This is a genomic window from Alicyclobacillus dauci, assembly GCF_026651605.1.
GTDB classification, from domain to species: Bacteria; Bacillota; Bacilli; order Alicyclobacillales; family Alicyclobacillaceae; genus Alicyclobacillus; species Alicyclobacillus dauci.
This window is the reverse complement of the sequence record NZ_CP104064.1, coordinates 4,406,750-4,422,996: the sequence shown is the minus strand read 5'-3', so window position 1 is coordinate 4,422,996 and position 16,247 is coordinate 4,406,750. Positions and strand designations below refer to the sequence as shown.

The following is a 16,247-nucleotide window of genomic DNA, read 5'->3' as shown; positions in this document are numbered from 1 at the left end:
AGGTTCGACGGTTTGTTCAAAAAATTTACCTAATTGGAGAATCCGTCGAGGACCCATCCGCCTGGACCTTAGGATTCCGAGGTCAGAACGTAATATTTGACAAGGGGGTTCGGTTTTTTTCACCTGAGGGCATACAAATTCAGGACCATGTTTATATAGGTCCATATACACTTATTAATGGAGCAGGACATGTACAAATTGGGCGCGGAGCAATGATTGGACCGCGGTGTTATATTTGGAGTTCCACGCATAACTACGACTCTTTGGATTTGCAATACCTTCCATATGACCATCGAAATATTGGTTCTCCTGTGAAGATATCCGACTTCGTCTGGGTCGCAGGGAATGTAACAATTCTTCCTGGTGTTACTATTGGCGAGGGTGCTGTCATTGGAGCGGGGAGTGTTGTTACCAAGGATATACCGCCCCTTGCCATTGCGGTTGGAAATCCTGCAGAGGTTAGGCGCTGGAGGGATGAAGAAATCTACACCAAGTTGAAAAATGAGGACATGGTGTTACTGAAATATGAGTCTGAAGGGCTCGTCAAACAGGTGACCCAAATGGAGGGTAAATAGATGAGGTTAGGAGGAATGTCGTCTGATTCTTACTCAGAACGATTCTTGAAGGCCGTAGTCATTATTGGTAGTTCCTCTCTTATTTCTATGATACTTGGCGTTATCGTGTCAAAGTTCAGAGCAATTATTCTTGGACCGAGCGGACTTGGAATTATTTCTATTTCATCAGGTTTTATAGGTGTGGTTAGTACGTTGTCCTTGTTTGGTATGGATGTGTTAATCGTACAAGATAATAACCAAACAGTGAATTACAAGCGGGCATTAAATATCGTTACTATATGGTTTATTATGATTTTGTTGGTATTAGCAACTTTATACATAGTCGATAAGAGAGCTTTATTCCAATTTAATGGATTAAATCCAATAGATTGGTTTTTACTTACTCTAGCCGCATTCCTATCATCTCTGGCTACTTTGCAAGTAGCAATAACATCACGACAAAGGAATTTGAAACAATTAGCAAATCAAGGGATGTTTTCTGCTTTAGGAGCTAGTTGTGTTTCTGTTCTCATTATTTTGGTAATGCGTGAGAAGGGAATAGTTCTTTCAATCGTTTTGGGTACTCTATGCAATCTACTAGTTGTGTACCTAGTTGGCAACTCTCGAAATCTATGGAGCAAACATAGCCCACACGAGAAAAGAAAAAATATTGGTAGGGAGTTGACGGATGGGGCCATATTAACTACAACCAGGTTTGTTGAGGCTGGTGTTCAATGGCTAATTCCTATTTTGGTTGCTTACAACTATGGGGTGACTACCACTGGATTTTTCCAATGTGCGATTATCATATCAACAACTTACCTGGGGCTCCTTAACAATGTCATGAGCCAAGAGTTTTTCCCTAGTATCACGCAAATGCCCATATCGAACATAGATAAGATCGAGGAACGTTGTAACGAACAACAGCTGTTTATTACACTGATCTCGGTACCTGTTATATTAATTGTTCTTGGTTTTTCTCCATATGGAATTAACGTTATCTTTAGTAGTGCTTTCTTGCCCGCAGTGACCATTCTAAAATGGCAACTGGTTGCGGACATCCTTAAATTTGCGAGTTGGAGTTACGGTTACCTAATTTTAGCCAAGGCTAGCAGGGGGTACTATGCAGCTACCCATTTAACATGGTCCTTTTCGTACCTGTTTGCGGCTATTGTGTTCCCTAGGTTCCTTGGATTGGAGGGTTATGGAATCGCAATTTTATTTGCATTCCTCGTTCATTACTTAATGGTTGTAATAGTTGTGTACTTGAAATTCAAAGCGAGAGTAACATTGAATAACAGTATAATTTTAGCCCTCTGCGTAGTGTATAGTGCTTTCATGGCACTTGTTGTGGATGATAAGAGAGTAAGTCTAGCTAACAGCCTGCTGAGTATTTCTGGGGCTTTTATAACTATCCTTTTTCTAGTATTAAATAATAAGACTCGTAAACGGTTCTTTTCACTAGTTTATAGAAGGTGATTTGTAAATTTTCACCCTCGTGTTCGGCAATCTTATAGGTCCTTAATAAATATACTTAGCAGAAAATGAATTATATACTACATCTGGATAAGAGAGCGGGTATTTTATTATTGTCTACCTGTAGCATGGTGTACTAAATGTGCATGTACGTTTCTCGAATTTGGATGCTCTCCCACATATAACGCAGTAACTTTTCTCACGTTGAACATGACGAAATCTGTGGGATTTGGTACTGTATACAACGGATAGGGTCATGCCATACAGTCTGTTTGTTATGGAAGTTCGTTCGTTGCGATTGAGAAATGGGTTCTATTCGTCGTGAAACGACGGATCCTCTTGATGTACCATAAGGAGTGGGTTGTTATGCGTAAAACGATGGGGACATGGGGAGCAGTAGTGTTAGCTGTAGCTATTCTTACTGGATGTAGCGAAGCAAACAATGTATCCCTGGGAAATCGAACAAATTCTACGATGCCGACAAACTCGTCCGTATCGACGACAGCGAAGAGTGCAACAAGTAACCAAACCATGATTGTTGGTGGTCAACAGTATGAAGGAAAGGCCAATTTGGTTAGATACGAGGATAAAGCAAAAAGCAATCCGAAAGACGCAAAGGCACAGGTTGAAGCGGGGATTGCCGCGCACGTAAATGGGAATGATTCTGCGGCCATTAACTACTATAATCAGGCTATTGCTTCTGATCCGAAGTCGGCATTGGCTTACAATAACCTTGGTAACATTTATCTTCGCGACAAGAACGATGCCAAAGCTGCTATTAACTATTATGAAAAGGCAACCCAACTTGACCCAAGCTACGGTTATGGGTGGTGGAATTTGGCGATCGCGGAAGCTCAAACTAAGAACAATGATGCAGCGAAAGCTGCTTTGGAGAGCGGATTAAAGAACGTTGAGAAATCTGATCCAACGTATAAGGATCTCCAGGCAATGCAGAAAGAATTGGCTACTGCCAAGTGATTATTGGTCAAGCGATATTTAGCCTGACCACGGGCTGTTTATAGATCCATAATAAGTCGTTAAAGTCTTCATAGGCCTGTACCAAAGATGCAACGAGTAACGAGCACCGCACAAGGCACACTCAAATAATCATTAAGCTAAAACAGGGCACGGGGCACGGGGTACGCGAGTCTCATCGCGTGCCCCGTTTTCGTATTGATTCCACTTACCAAGAAACATTAAACGATCCAGCCGAGGACCCTAGAGACTGTGAATATCCATCACCCATCGCGGAAACCGTCAGCGTATAGGTACCTGACGAAATTCCACTAAAGCTCTCGTTGGACAAATTCACCGACGTATTCGATCCGCCCTGAATCGTATCCAAAACTGTTAACTGATCGTTACTTAGTAGGTTGATCTCATAGCCCGTTGCATTCGCAACTGGTTGCCAGCTAATTTGATTTCCATTCATGGTGACTCCAGATGGCGCAGGCAACTGATGAACATTGATAGGCACTGCAGTCGAATAACCGGAATCGGCATAGAGACCTGGTGATGCGGCTCTTAGAAGGACGTTGTAGCTTCCGGATGCCAACGGAATATCGGAAATCGACTGTTTCAATTGGTTCGTGTTTGGATTGGTTGAAATATCCTGTGCGTTGTATACTTCAGTGAAATTGAACCCGGGTTCATTCGGATTTTGTAGATCAATCTCATATTCGGTAGCGTTCGGGACTGCATCCCAAGAGAGATTTAGTTGATTGTCGACCGAGACGTTGTAAACGGCAGAATAAACAGACGTGTACGTACTGTTAGTGATCATGATGTTGGGCGAATATGATGACTCATCTGAAATGGAATACTGTAAGTCTGAACTGATTGCTTGTACGGTAATTTCGTACGTTCCGTTCAGTAGACCTGCTGTAGATAGGTCTATTGATGGGGTTGTCCTAAGCTGAGCTGAATGGTAAACCGGGCTAGCTTGGCCCGAGACAGTGTACATGGAGATAATGTATCCCACGGCGTTGGGAACGGGATCCCAACTTGCAACTGTACCATTTACTTGCAGATTAGATGGTGTTTCAAGCTGGTTGATATAAACCGATTGAGTTGTAGACGGATTCGAAGACTCATAGGAGGAATCCGATCCCGTTGCGGCCACAGTGACCGTATACTGTCCACTGGACAAACCAAACTGGTTCAAGTTGACTTGATTGAGTGCTCCAAAGAGGTTCCCGCCGCGGTCATAGGTGCTGGTGTGGTTGTTGCTGTCCGTGACAGAAACGCTATAACCAGTTGCATCCAATACCGGGTTCCAAGATATTGCCGCTCCGTTGACGTTAATGCCAGTCGGTGTTGCCAGCGTTTGCCCCGATGGCGCGGTCCCTGGTGTCACGGAGGAAATGGTAACGCCGCCGGAATTGCTGTTACTGCTGGAAGATGAGCTGCTGGATCCAGTCGAGCTTGTGCCGCTACTTGCCGCGGTACCACTTGTCGATCCGCTCACACCCGTACCCGTGACAGTCGCCACGTTGCCCTTCCCGGTAAGCGAAACGGTCCCCGTGCCTAGGTTGCTCAGCGTGTTGATGGTTCCATCTACGGATAGTTGCACATTGTTGCCGGTTTTAACATTAACCGCATCAACGCTTGCGCCGCTAGCGATAGTGACGGCCGCATTGGATGCATTGACGGTCAAATTCATCACTTTGACACCGGCAGCGACGGTCACGTGCGCTCCGCTCTCAACGGCGATATTTTCGTAAGGAACAGATCCCGTCAACGTGATATCCTGACCGCTCTGGATGTAGAGTGTTCCAAACGCGCCGCCCTCGTTGTCAAAGCTGACTGGCTGCGTATCCTTACTCGTGACTTGAGTCTGCTGGATGCTCGTTTTTCCGGCAGATATAATATGCACCGGGCTTGTGCTGTCGACGCTGAGCGTGTTGGCAGTGACGTCTTGCAGATCGATAGAGTGATTAGCACCAGACTCTACGTAGATGTTTCCCTTCACCGTAACGCCTTTGAGGCTCGCGGTGCCATTTGGACCAGGGCTGAGATAGACGTCCCCGTTCACGACGGTATTTTGTAATGTTGTATTCGAACCCAGCACGATGACGTTCTTATTGACTGTTTGGATACCGGTTGACGGACCATAGGAATCGTTGTTAAAGAGCGTAATTGCATATTGCGAACCTGGTTGCAGGGCCCACACCTGATGCTTCCATGAGCTGTTGATGTCTACTCGTTGCATGACCTGCTGTACGTACCATATGGGCATATACGTTGTTGTTACACCGGATGCAGGATCCTTTGCGACGCGTGCGTTGACTTTCTGTACAACTTTTCCGTTTAGCAGAATAGATGTGCTGCCGTGACCTGCACTCACGTTCGTCAAATCCGCCGAAACGCCGTTCGGTGCCACGATGTTCAGTTCATTCTTGGTACCATCCCAAGAAACGGTGTAACCCATGGCTTTCAAACCCTGCATGACATACCAAATCGGCATATATGTCGTTTGAGATTTGCCATCGAGGGCTGCAAAGCCGGATGGTGATGCTTGGTACTTACCTACTGTGATGGTTTCCTTCACGAATTTAGGACCCGTGGAGGCCATCGCTGTTGTGGCAACCGCGCTCGCACCGAGCACAATAGTTGCCGCTGTGAGAGACGACAAAATCCGTTTCATATCTGTGATCACCCCTACCAAAATTCGCTGAACTGGTTGAAAGCCATCTAGCTGGCCGCTTATCTTTCTGAATTGCCTAACTAGACGACAGACATGTTCAGTCAGCATATCCAATTATTCGACAAATATCGTCAATATGCAATCATTTCTATGGATATATTATCTAAATATTACTGGGTTAGGGGATATAGGATTGCCCAGACGATAATTTAAGGCGTTGGTTGAGTTTCCTGAATCGACCATAGACGTTTGACCCCCAACTTTACATAATTAAACTCGTAGCTCTATTACGAACCAGTCTTGTTTTTACACTGGTTGGATTTTAGGTACGAAGTAGCCACACGAGGGGTGTAAGAATATGCGTAAAACTTGGATTGGTGCCATCGGATTAGCCGCCTTGGCCGTTTCGGTTGTCAGCGGGTGCAGTACGACGGGTGGTACAGCCAACAATACGGTTTCTAGTAATAGCAACAGTGCTGGAGCGCCGTCAGCCAAAACGACGCCGACGAAATCGCAACAGGGCGGCAACATGATTGTTGGGGCAAAGCAATATGAAGGTAAGTCGAATCTCACCAAATATGAAGATGCAGCAAAGAGTAAGCCCAGTGATGCACAGGCGCAGATCGATGCGGGTATTGCCAGCCACGTAAACGGAAATGATACGCAGGCCATCGCGTATTACAAGAAGGCTATCTCAATCGATCCGAAATCCGCCCTGGCTTATACGAACCTGGGAAATATCTATCTTCGCGATAAGCACGACGCGAAGACGGCAGTTGGGTATTACCAGAAGGCAACGCAGGCTGACCCGACTTACGGCTTTGGTTGGTTGAACCTTGAGATTGCCGAATCCGAGTTGGGTAACAAAACGGCGGCAAAGGCAGCTGTTGAGGACGGGTTGAAACAAGTGAAACAGTCTGACCCTGCCTATAAGTCCTTGGAGCAGATCCAAAAGCAAATGAATTCAACAAAGTAACGCAATCGACTACTTTACGATAGCTGCATACAACGAAGTGTATCGCCCCTTCCTAGACGTCATTCGGAAGGGGCGATTTGTTTTCGATAGGTTGAATCTCTTGAGAGTCTGGTAATCCCCGTTAAATTCATTTTGTTAACAAACTTTATACAAATGGTTAACGAAAGAATGTTGCACGATGCCATTTTTTCCTCGACTATTAGCTAGACAAGACACATGACTACGGCCCTTACACGGATGGATACCGGGGAGCCAAATTTGCGATTAGCGAAGAAGCAAGCATTGCCGCCACTCGCTGTTAGTGTGCAAACTATCGAACTCACCAGCCAGTCTATCGGAAATACATATATCGGTACCATCACACCTTACATTCAAACCTCACTGGCACCCTCTGCCTCCGGCAAGCTGGCGCAATTAAACGTACGTGTAGGCCAGACCGTCACGGCAGGTCAGTCCCTTGCGTCGCTTGATAACGCTCAATACGTTCCACAGCAAAATGCGGCTGAGCAAGCAAGCGCCAGTCTGGTCAGTGCACAGCAACAGTACGCGGATGCACAGGCGCTGTACAATGATAACTTAAGTGCTGAACAGCAGGTTTCCTCCGCCCAAAATGCCTTGACGCAGCAAACAGCAGCGTTGAAGAACGCACAACTCGGTCTTCAGAAGGCGCAGTTGGCACAAAAGCAAACGATGGATGGCACGGCGACCACGCAAGCCGAGCAGGATGCACTTCAGCAGAACGTCACCGCAAATCAGCAAGCATTGACGTCCGCCCAACAACAGCTGACCATTTCCCAAAGCAATTTGACCATTTCGAAACAGAATTTGGATGATGCCAAAGCTGAGTACGGTTCTATCACTCAGACTGAGGTCCAGCAAGGTTACCAGAAGTATTCATCTGCATTATCTCTTTACCAACATTGGCAAGAAAGTGGATATGTTGGTCAGAATCCATATCAAGCTAACATGGATGCTACCAATGCTGTGTATACGAGCTTAAAGCAGGGTTACGATACGCTCCAACAGGATCAGCAGCAACATAACCAAGGGGTTCAAGCAGTGGCTCAGGCACAGGCGGGTATTTCGCAAGCGGAGGCCAATTTGGCAAACGCCCAGAAAGGTGTGGCAGACGCCGTACCACCGGCAAGTGACAGTGTAACCGCACAGCAAGCGGATCTCGCAGTACAGGAAGCACAGGCTGCACTCGCGCAAGCGCAAGCTCAATACAAAGCGGCTGTTGCTTCGCTTGATTTGTCGAAGAAAATAGCGGCGGACAAAACACAGGCAAAACAGACGTTGGATAATGCTGCAAATGCGCTTCGACAGGACCAGGTTCAAGCGGATACTGCACAGCGATCCCTCCAAGTACAAATAAAAGACGGACAGGTTGTGTCGCCTATTTCCGGTGTCGTTCAGTCTGTGGGTGCGCAGGTCGGTCAACAGGTTGGACCACAGACGACGCTCATCACTATCGCCTCTACCAACCCCACGATGGCAACCATCGATGTCCCGGAATCCGATATTGGCAAGATGCACAAAAACGACAATGTGAACATAACGGTTCCGAGTCTCAATCAGACGTTCCAAGGGAAGGTCTTCGCTATTCACCCGCAATTGACAACGGCTACGAACCAGTACCCGGTCGACGTCGTGTTGAACGGGAGTCATTCTGGTTTGCTGCCGGGGTTGCAGGTTCAAGGTCAGTTGACGAACAACGCTGCGAAAAAGGTGATCCTCGTTCCAGCCGATGCCGTACTCAGTTTGCAAAGCGGTGCGGAGGAAGTCTTTGTTGAGCAGAACGGAGTTGTGCATAGTCGGATTGTCCAGGTCGGAGCGATGTCCAGTACACAATATGAAATTACTGATGGTCTCAAAGTAGGGGATCAGATAGTTGTTCAAGGGCAGAACTTACTCTCGGATGGAGACAAGGTCAAGGTTGTGTCGAAGGATGGGTCCAAGGGCGGATCGAATTGAGGGGAATTCGCTTGGCGGTTCGTGAATTGACGCTGACGCACATGCCCCGACTTCATAGATGAGGAGAAAATAGGGTGAAAATAGCGAATCTCTCTATTCGACGTCCCGTGACCATCACCATGATCATGATAGCCGTGGTCATCGTCGGGATATTTTCCGTTTTCCAATTGCCGGAGGAGTTGTTCCCCAAACTCAATTTACCGGTGGCCGCTGTGGCGACGTCCTGGTCCGGTGCTTCTCCGCAGGAAGTGGAGCAGCAGATTACCAACCCGATTGAGCAGGGGCTGCAAAGCCTTTCTGGTGTTTCACAGATCCAGTCGACATCGACGCAAGGCAGCAGCCTTGTCATTGTAGAGTTCAATTACGGCACAAACATAAGTGACGAAGTCAATCAGATGAGAAGTGTTGTTTCTCGTGTCCAAGGGCAACTCCCAAGTGATGCAGGGGCACCTTCTGTTGAACAGTTCAATCCGGATAGTATGCCGATTATGACGTTGTCCGTTTACGGGAACGCGTCTCAGCAAACCATCAGTGATGTGGCTAGCAACATTGTCCAACCTGCGCTGCAGCATTTGAATGGTGTTGCAGGGGCAACTGAATCCGGAAACTTGACGCGGCAGATCAACATCAATGTCAAGTCGGACAAGCTGCAGTTTTACCATCTATCGGTTCAACAAGTTGTACAAGCCTTACAGGGAGACAATTTGTCGGCAGATGCTGGGCAGGTCCAGAAGGGTTCCTTGCTCATTCCGCTCCACGTCAACGGACAGTTTACGTCGCCTTCGGATCTTGCGAATGTGCCTGTGCCGGTGGGGAATGGCGGATCGATCCGGCTTCAAGACGTCGCTGACATCCAAGACGGGAATAAGACGGTGACACTGATATCCACCGTCAACGGCGCACCAGCGGTGACGTTTTCCATCACGCAGTCGAGCGACGCGAATACGGTTCGTGTGTCGGACGCAGTTCAAAGCGAGGTCAAACAGCTTCAATCCCAGTTGCCGCAAGGGATCCATTTATCCGTCCTCACGGACAGTGCACAGAGTGTCCGAGATACCGTGAACACGGTCGTTAACCATACGATTCTCGGATTCTTCTTTGGTGTCTTGATTATTTTGCTGATTTTGCGCAGCGTGCGGACGACCGTTGTCGTGGCTGTGGCCATTCCTATCGCGACGTTGGCCACGTTCGCCCTCATGTACTTCAGCAAACTTTCGTTAAACTCTATCACGTTAGGCAGTTTGGCCGTCGGCCTTGGCTCCCTTGTCGACTTTTCGATTGTCGTCCTAGAGAGTATTTTCCGTTTTCGACAGTCGGGCATGGACTCCATTACGGCAGCGAAGGAGGGGACAAGGGAAGTCGGATTGGCTGTTGTCGTCGCGGCTTTGGCGCAAATTTGTGTTTTTGCTCCGTCCATTTTCGTTCCCGGCATCGCGGGCCAGTTCTTCCATCCCCTCTCGATGACGGTCAGCTTTTCACATATTGCCGCTTTGTTTGTGGCTCTCACGTTTACGCCGATGTTGGCTTCCAGGCTGTTGCGCGGTCGCCGCTTTGAAGTGCAGGAGACGATTCCGGGGATAGGTGGAACGCCGTTTCGCGCCTGGGCTCCGTTCGATTGGTTTGGCCGGGGCATGTACGATGTGACGCGTGCCTACAGGCATGTCCTCGAGTGGAGTTTGAACCATCGAAAAAGCATCGTTCTTGGTACGACGGGGATGTTTCTTCTCTCCATTTTCCTTGTCCCGGCCATCGGATTTGAGTTGGTTCCGAATGTCGGGAACAAGGAAATGTCCATCTCTATTAAGACCGCGGACGGATCGGATCTCAACTCGACGAATCGTGTTGCTCAGCAGGTTGAAGCACTAGCGAAACAACACATGAAGGGCATCCAGCAGATTGTTGCGCAGATTGGCGGGAATTCGTACAGTGACCTTGGCGCGACAAATCAAGCGACACTCGATCTCACCTTCAACAACAGCGTCACCAACCAGTATGTCAATCAGATGACACACGATTTTGGCGACGTTGTGCAAAACATCCCTGGAGCAGAGATATTGGTCACGCCGGGGTCTGCGAACGGGAGCGGGCCGGGATCGAACAGCATTTCCGTGCAGATTCAAGGCCCAGATACGAATACGCTGCGAATTTTGAGCGGTCAAGTTGAGAAGTTGATGAAGCAGACACCAGGCCTCGAGTACGTCGATAACCAGACAGCGACAGGCACGCCCGACTACCAATTGAACATCAGCCAAACTGCTTTGCAGCAGTATGGCTTAACGGAGCAGCAGATAGAGGCAGCTCTGCGATCGGCATTCCAGGGAACGAAAGCGTCCACGTTCTATCAAGGCAACAAAGAGTACGACATTGTCGTGCAGTTGCCAAAGTCATTTTCACAAAACCTGAACAACCTGTCGCAAGTGACGGTGACGAACAACAGTGGTCAACTGGTGCCGATGACACAGCTCGGAACTATCACGGCATCGCAGGAACCACCGCAGATCGATCACGTCGACGACGTCCGATCCGTCACCGTCACGGCAACCCCGTACGGCGTGACATCCGGCCGTGTGCAAGCAACGTTGGGGAAAGAATTGAAAACCATTCACGTCCCCCAGGGATACTACGTTGGCTTTGGGCAGAATGGTGCATTCTTAAAGAATGCTTTCATCGGGCTGATCGCGGCCTTTGGCTTCTCTATCTTGCTTCTGTACATGCTGATGGCCAGCCTATTTGAGGCGATTTTGACACCGCTCGTCATCATGTTCTGTTTGCCGCCAACCTTCATTGGCGCCGCACTCGGACTCTTCATCACACACCGATCCATGAACATCGACTCCGCGATTGGCGTGATCATGGTGATGGGCCTCATTGCAAATAACGCCATCGTCCTCATTGACTACACGAATCAGTTGCGCAAGCGCGGGCGAACACTGCGCGAGGCGCTCGTCGAGGCGGGGCCGATTCGTCTGCGGCCTATTTTGATGTCGACGTTAACCACGGTCCTAGCGATGATGCCGCTCGTTATTGGCTATGGCGCGGGGGCCGAGACGCTCGCTTCAATGGCTACGGTTATCGCATTTGGACTGACGTTCTCCACACTAGTCACATTGGTCCTGATACCTGTGGTGTACGTCATACTGGACAACTGGATAGCGCGGCTTAGACGGCGATTTGGTCGGGCACGAAGTTCCTCATCCGCCGCAGTTGGGGATTCTTCCGGCCTAGGCATGTAGGGTAAATGATATGCATCGATGTTTTTGATAAACTTGCTCGTCCTCCCGTCAATTTTCAATGTATTTTCAAGTTAGCCATGCTAGGTTGTCTTGGTGATTCGTAATGATTTACTAGGGGAACGTGTGCTATAACATATCTTCATTGAAAATTGAATGGGGTAAGGAGCGGGCGGTTTATGAGCATTTCTCCACAGGAAAAAGCGGAGTTTGTCAAACCGTTATTTAAAAAATCCCGGCGGAAATGGCTTTATGGAGGGGCAGCGCTTGTCGTTGTCCTTGGTGTCGGAATTCCGGTGACCATGGCCAAGTTAAAGACAAACACATCCATCTCGCCTAGCCAGCTTTATACCGTTGGATACGGGACCGTAACGCAAGATGTCAGTACCTCCGGTACGATTCAGGCACCCACTGAACTTGACTTGAACTTCCAGGGTTCGCACACTGGATTACTGACCAGTATTTCTGCGAAGATTGGCCAGAAGGTCAAAGCAGGCCAAGTATTGGCCAAGATTGATGATTCGAATGAGAGAGTTCAGGTGGCACAAGCTGAGGCCGGTGTGAAGCAGGCGAACGCGAGCTTGAGTGCTGCAAATGCCAAGCTTGCCCAAGACGAGCAGGGGACAACCACTGCACAGCTTTCAACGGATAAGTTAGCTGTACAAAAAGCTCAAACGGCTCTCAGTCAAGCTCAGCAGCAATATCAGGATCAATTGGCTACATATAATGATAGAACGAGTGCGCAGGCACAGTTGCAAAGTGCTCAGAACGCGGTCACTCAGGCTCAACAGGCGTTAAACGCGACTACAGACACTGCTCTAGCGACTGATCAGCAAAAACTCACCACGGACCAGGCCACGCTTCAGCAGGACACGCAAGCACTGCAAAATGCGAAATCACAGTACGGAGACGTAACTCAACAGCAGGTCCAGGCTGCGTACGAGAAGTATGACGCGGAATTGCAACTGGCGAATCACTGGGCGGAAAGCGGCTATACGGGATCTAACCCATACTCAACCGCCGTCAGCACCTATCAAAGTGAATACAGCGACTTGAACACAGCTTATACACAAGTTCAGGATGCTCAGACCAAGGTGACTCAGGACCAGCAGTCTGTCGCAACAGACCAGGCCAATATAGCGAATGATCAAAGTAATGCCTCACAAAGCCAACAAAAAGCCCAGGAGGCATACAACGAGGCGCAGCAGAATCTTCAGTTGGCACAGCAGCAATACAACGATAGGACCAGTGAGAAGCAGTCACTCGATAACGCCAAGAATGCTGTGACGAATGCGCAAGAGGCGCTGCAAAGTGCGCAATTGACACTCAAAAACGATGAGCAACCGGCGACACAGGCGACGATCGCTTCCGATGAGTCACAGGTTGCAAGTGCACAGGCTTCTGTGCAGAACGCGCAGGCAAACCTTCAATCTGCACAGTTGGCTGATGCGGAGACGATATTGAAGGCGCCGATTGACGGCATTATTACGCAGATGAATGGGCAAGTGGGCGAGGACCCGAGCAAGGCTAGCAGTAGTTCTAGTAGTTCAAGCTCATCCTCTGGTTCCAGTGGCTTTATCGTCATGGATGATGCAAACGCACAGGATCTGCAGGTGAATCTCCAAGTGAGCGAGTCTCAAATCGGTTCGGTTAAACCGGGCGATCCGATCACGGTGACCGTACCCGCTTACCCAAATCAGACTTTCAAGGGCACCATTACGCAGGTCTACCCGATGCCCCAAACGGTTTCGAATGTGACCCAATACACGGTGATGGCCACCGTTGACAACTCATCTGGCAATTTGAAGCCTGGAATGTCAGCAAGTGTGTCCATTCAGACGGCTCAGAAGTCGAATGTCGTCACCGTGCCAGCCATTGCGCTCCATCAGATGGGGTCCATGGAAGGCGTCTACGTCTATGGCGGTAGTGCGGCAACCGGGAGTGGGAAAGCCGGCAGAAGCGTCTCCGGCACATCTGGGAATCAGGCTGCGAGTGGATGGTCGGGTCGTGCGGGCGGATCGAACTCGACAGGTGGACATGCGTGGTCGGGCGGTTCTGGATCGGGCTTTGGAGGCAGCGGTTCAGGCTTTAGCGGTGCCGGGACTGCTGGCTCGCGGTCCAGCAGCGGGGGAACGAGTTCAAAGAGCAAGTCCAACCTCCCGGCGGGGGTACACTTCCAACCTGTCCAGGTCGGCCTGATGGGTTCGAACTCTGTTGAGATCACCGGAGGTTTGCAGACGGGTGAGAAGATTCTGCTGGTACTCCCAGGTCAGACAGCGTCTGCGATTGTTTCGCAGAGTAGTAGCGGCGGCTTTGGATTCGGTGGTGCTGGAGGTCGCAGCTTCGCTGGCGGCGGAGGCGGCGGCAGTCGATCTGGAGGTAAAGGCTAATGCGGCCGCTCATTGAGATTCACGACTTGTATCGGGAATACGCCATCGGTGGTCAAACCATTCGTGCTCTGGACGGGATCGATCTCACCATCGACCAAGGTGAATTCGTTGCTATTATGGGTCCGTCGGGATCGGGCAAGTCGACGGCGATGAATATGATTGGCTGTTTGGATACGCCGACGTCGGGCCAGTACGTCATCGACGGATATGACGTGACGTCACTCTCTGAGGATCAGTTGGCGGAGATTCGCAACCGCAAGATTGGCTTTGTCTTTCAGAATTTTAATTTGCTGCCGAAGACGACGGCGCTCGAAAACGTGGAGTTGCCCATGATGTATGCGGGGGTTCCTGCACGTGTACGGCGGCAACGGGCTGTTGAGGCACTGGAGCGGGTCGGGCTGGGCAGTCGGATGCACAACCGGCCGAATGAGCTGTCAGGTGGTCAGCAGCAGCGCGTGTCTATCGCGAGGGCACTTGTGAATCAACCTGTCCTCCTGCTGGCCGACGAGCCGACGGGCGCGCTCGACAGCCATACTACCGAGGAGATTCTCCGGCTGTTTGAGGAGCTGCATGAGCAGGGGAACACCATCGTCATCGTCACGCATGAAGATGAAGTTGGGCGACATGCAAAGCGGATTGTGCGGTTTCGTGACGGGCGGATCGAGTCGGATCACGCGGCGGCTGCAAAAGAGGCGGTGACTCCTCATGTGGATTGAAGTGTTTCGAGTCTCGTGGCGAAGCATTCGGGCAAACAAGATGCGATCTTTCCTCACCATGCTTGGCATCATCATCGGGGTGTTGGCCGTCATTTTGAGCTCCGCCATCGGTATGGGCGCGAAGGATAGTGTGACGAAGCAGGTGGAGAGTTTGGGATCGAACGTGCTGACGGTCATGGCGGGATCGACACGCAGCGGCGGCATCAGCCAAGGCATGGGGACGGCTTCGACGCTCACGGTGTCGGATGCGAACGCCATTTCCGCTCAGGATCCGGACGTTGCATATGTGGCGCCGCTTGTGTCACATAACTCGCAGGTCGTGTTCGGGAGCAACAACACGAACACTGCCATAGAGGGCACGAATGACCAGTATCCGAAGATCAAAGATGTCACTATGGCCCAGGGGCGCTTCTTTTTGCAGCAGGAGGTCGCTTCTTCCGCCTCTGTTGCCGTGCTAGGCAGTAATGTCGCACAGACTTTGTTCGCTGGCCAAGGGAATCCGGTAGGGCAAACGATACAGATTCAAGGTATTCCGTTCACGGTTGTCGGTGTGGCTGCCAGCCAAGGCTCGAGCGGATTTACGAGTCAGGATGACGCGATAGCCATCCCCATAACGACTGCGCAGAATTTGTTGACGGGATCGAACAGTGTGACTCAGATTCTCGTTTCGGCGAAGTCGTCAGACGTGATGGATCAGGCGCAGTTGGAAATTGAGTCGACATTGCGCGTCCAGCATCAGTTGGCCGGCAGTGCATCGGATGACTTCGGCATCAGCAACCAGGCGACGATTTTGAGCGCGCTCAGTGGGATTTCGCGGATTTTGACCCTGTTGCTTGATGGCATTTCGGCCATTTCGCTTCTCGTCGGGGGCATTGGCATTATGAACATCATGCTCGTGTCCGTGACGGAGCGTACACGGGAAATTGGCATTCGCAAGGCCATTGGCGCGAAACGGAGTATCATTTCGTCGCAGTTTTTGTTGGAGTCTGTGATTCTCAGCTTCACGGGCGCTGTGATGGGCATCATTCTCGGCGGTGCGGGCGCCATTGTCGCAGCGCATGTCATGGGGACGGGAAGCTTGCTGTCCGTGTCGGCCATCGTGTTGGCCGCGGTGTTCTCGATCGGGATCGGCGTGGTGTTTGGCGTTTATCCGGCACGGAAGGCGGCGAATTTGAAGCCGATTGATGCGCTGCGGTTTGAGTGAGTTGATAGCTGGGTGTAACGTTTATTTGACCGGGATACACTGATAAAAGTGTTCACTGATGAGCCATTATGATGCCGAAAC

10 protein-coding genes are annotated in these 16,247 nt (G+C 50.0%); 9 read left to right on the top strand and 1 reads right to left on the bottom strand.

What is annotated here, in order from left to right; genetic code table 11:
• Positions 1-263: 263 nt before the first annotated feature.
• The 3 genes from NZD86_RS22055 to NZD86_RS22045 all read left to right on the top strand — a co-directional run bounded on the left by NZD86_RS22055 (position 264) and on the right by NZD86_RS22045 (position 3,008).
• Positions 264-575, top strand: a complete 312-nt coding sequence (locus tag NZD86_RS22055) for an acyltransferase (protein WP_407655191.1) — start codon at positions 264-266, stop codon at positions 573-575.
• The gene (locus NZD86_RS22050) at positions 576-2,033 is read left to right on the top strand and encodes an oligosaccharide flippase family protein (RefSeq protein ID WP_268044214.1); all 1,458 of its coding nucleotides are present in this window, start codon (positions 576-578) and stop codon (positions 2,031-2,033) included.
• A gap of 363 nt (positions 2,034-2,396) precedes the next feature.
• Positions 2,397-3,008, top strand: a complete 612-nt coding sequence (locus NZD86_RS22045) for a tetratricopeptide repeat protein (protein WP_268044213.1) — start codon at positions 2,397-2,399, stop codon at positions 3,006-3,008.
• 205 nt (positions 3,009-3,213) lie between these two features.
• Here the strand turns inward: NZD86_RS22045 and NZD86_RS22040 are convergent, their stop codons facing one another.
• Positions 3,214-5,676, bottom strand: coding sequence for a hypothetical protein (locus tag NZD86_RS22040; RefSeq protein ID WP_268044212.1), 2,463 nt, complete (start codon positions 5,674-5,676; stop codon positions 3,214-3,216).
• A gap of 358 nt (positions 5,677-6,034) precedes the next feature.
• Here NZD86_RS22040 and NZD86_RS22035 point away from each other — a divergent pair, with 358 nt between their 5' ends.
• The 6 genes from NZD86_RS22035 to NZD86_RS22010 all read left to right on the top strand — a co-directional run bounded on the left by NZD86_RS22035 (position 6,035) and on the right by NZD86_RS22010 (position 16,166).
• Complete coding sequence (locus tag NZD86_RS22035) at positions 6,035-6,652, top strand: tetratricopeptide repeat protein (protein ID WP_268044210.1); 618 nt, start codon at positions 6,035-6,037, stop codon at positions 6,650-6,652.
• A 216-nt stretch (positions 6,653-6,868) separates the two neighbouring features.
• The gene (locus tag NZD86_RS22030) at positions 6,869-8,626 is read left to right on the top strand and encodes an efflux RND transporter periplasmic adaptor subunit (RefSeq protein WP_268044209.1); all 1,758 of its coding nucleotides are present in this window, start codon (positions 6,869-6,871) and stop codon (positions 8,624-8,626) included.
• Positions 8,627-8,700: 74 nt separating this feature from the next.
• A complete protein-coding gene (locus NZD86_RS22025; RefSeq protein ID WP_268044207.1) occupies positions 8,701-11,859 on the top strand; it encodes an efflux RND transporter permease subunit in 3,159 nt (1,052 codons plus the stop codon).
• Positions 11,860-12,035: 176 nt separating this feature from the next.
• Entirely contained in the window at positions 12,036-14,246 is a 2,211-nt protein-coding gene (locus NZD86_RS22020) for an HlyD family efflux transporter periplasmic adaptor subunit (protein ID WP_268044206.1), read from the top strand.
• A complete protein-coding gene (locus tag NZD86_RS22015) occupies positions 14,246-14,962 on the top strand; it encodes an ABC transporter ATP-binding protein (protein WP_268044205.1) in 717 nt (238 codons plus the stop codon). Before NZD86_RS22020 ends, NZD86_RS22015 begins: the two co-directional genes overlap by 1 nt.
• Entirely contained in the window at positions 14,952-16,166 is a 1,215-nt protein-coding gene (locus NZD86_RS22010) for an ABC transporter permease (RefSeq protein ID WP_268044204.1), read from the top strand. The genes NZD86_RS22015 and NZD86_RS22010 overlap by 11 nt, the downstream gene beginning before the upstream one ends.
• The last annotated feature ends 81 nt before the right edge of the window (positions 16,167-16,247 follow it).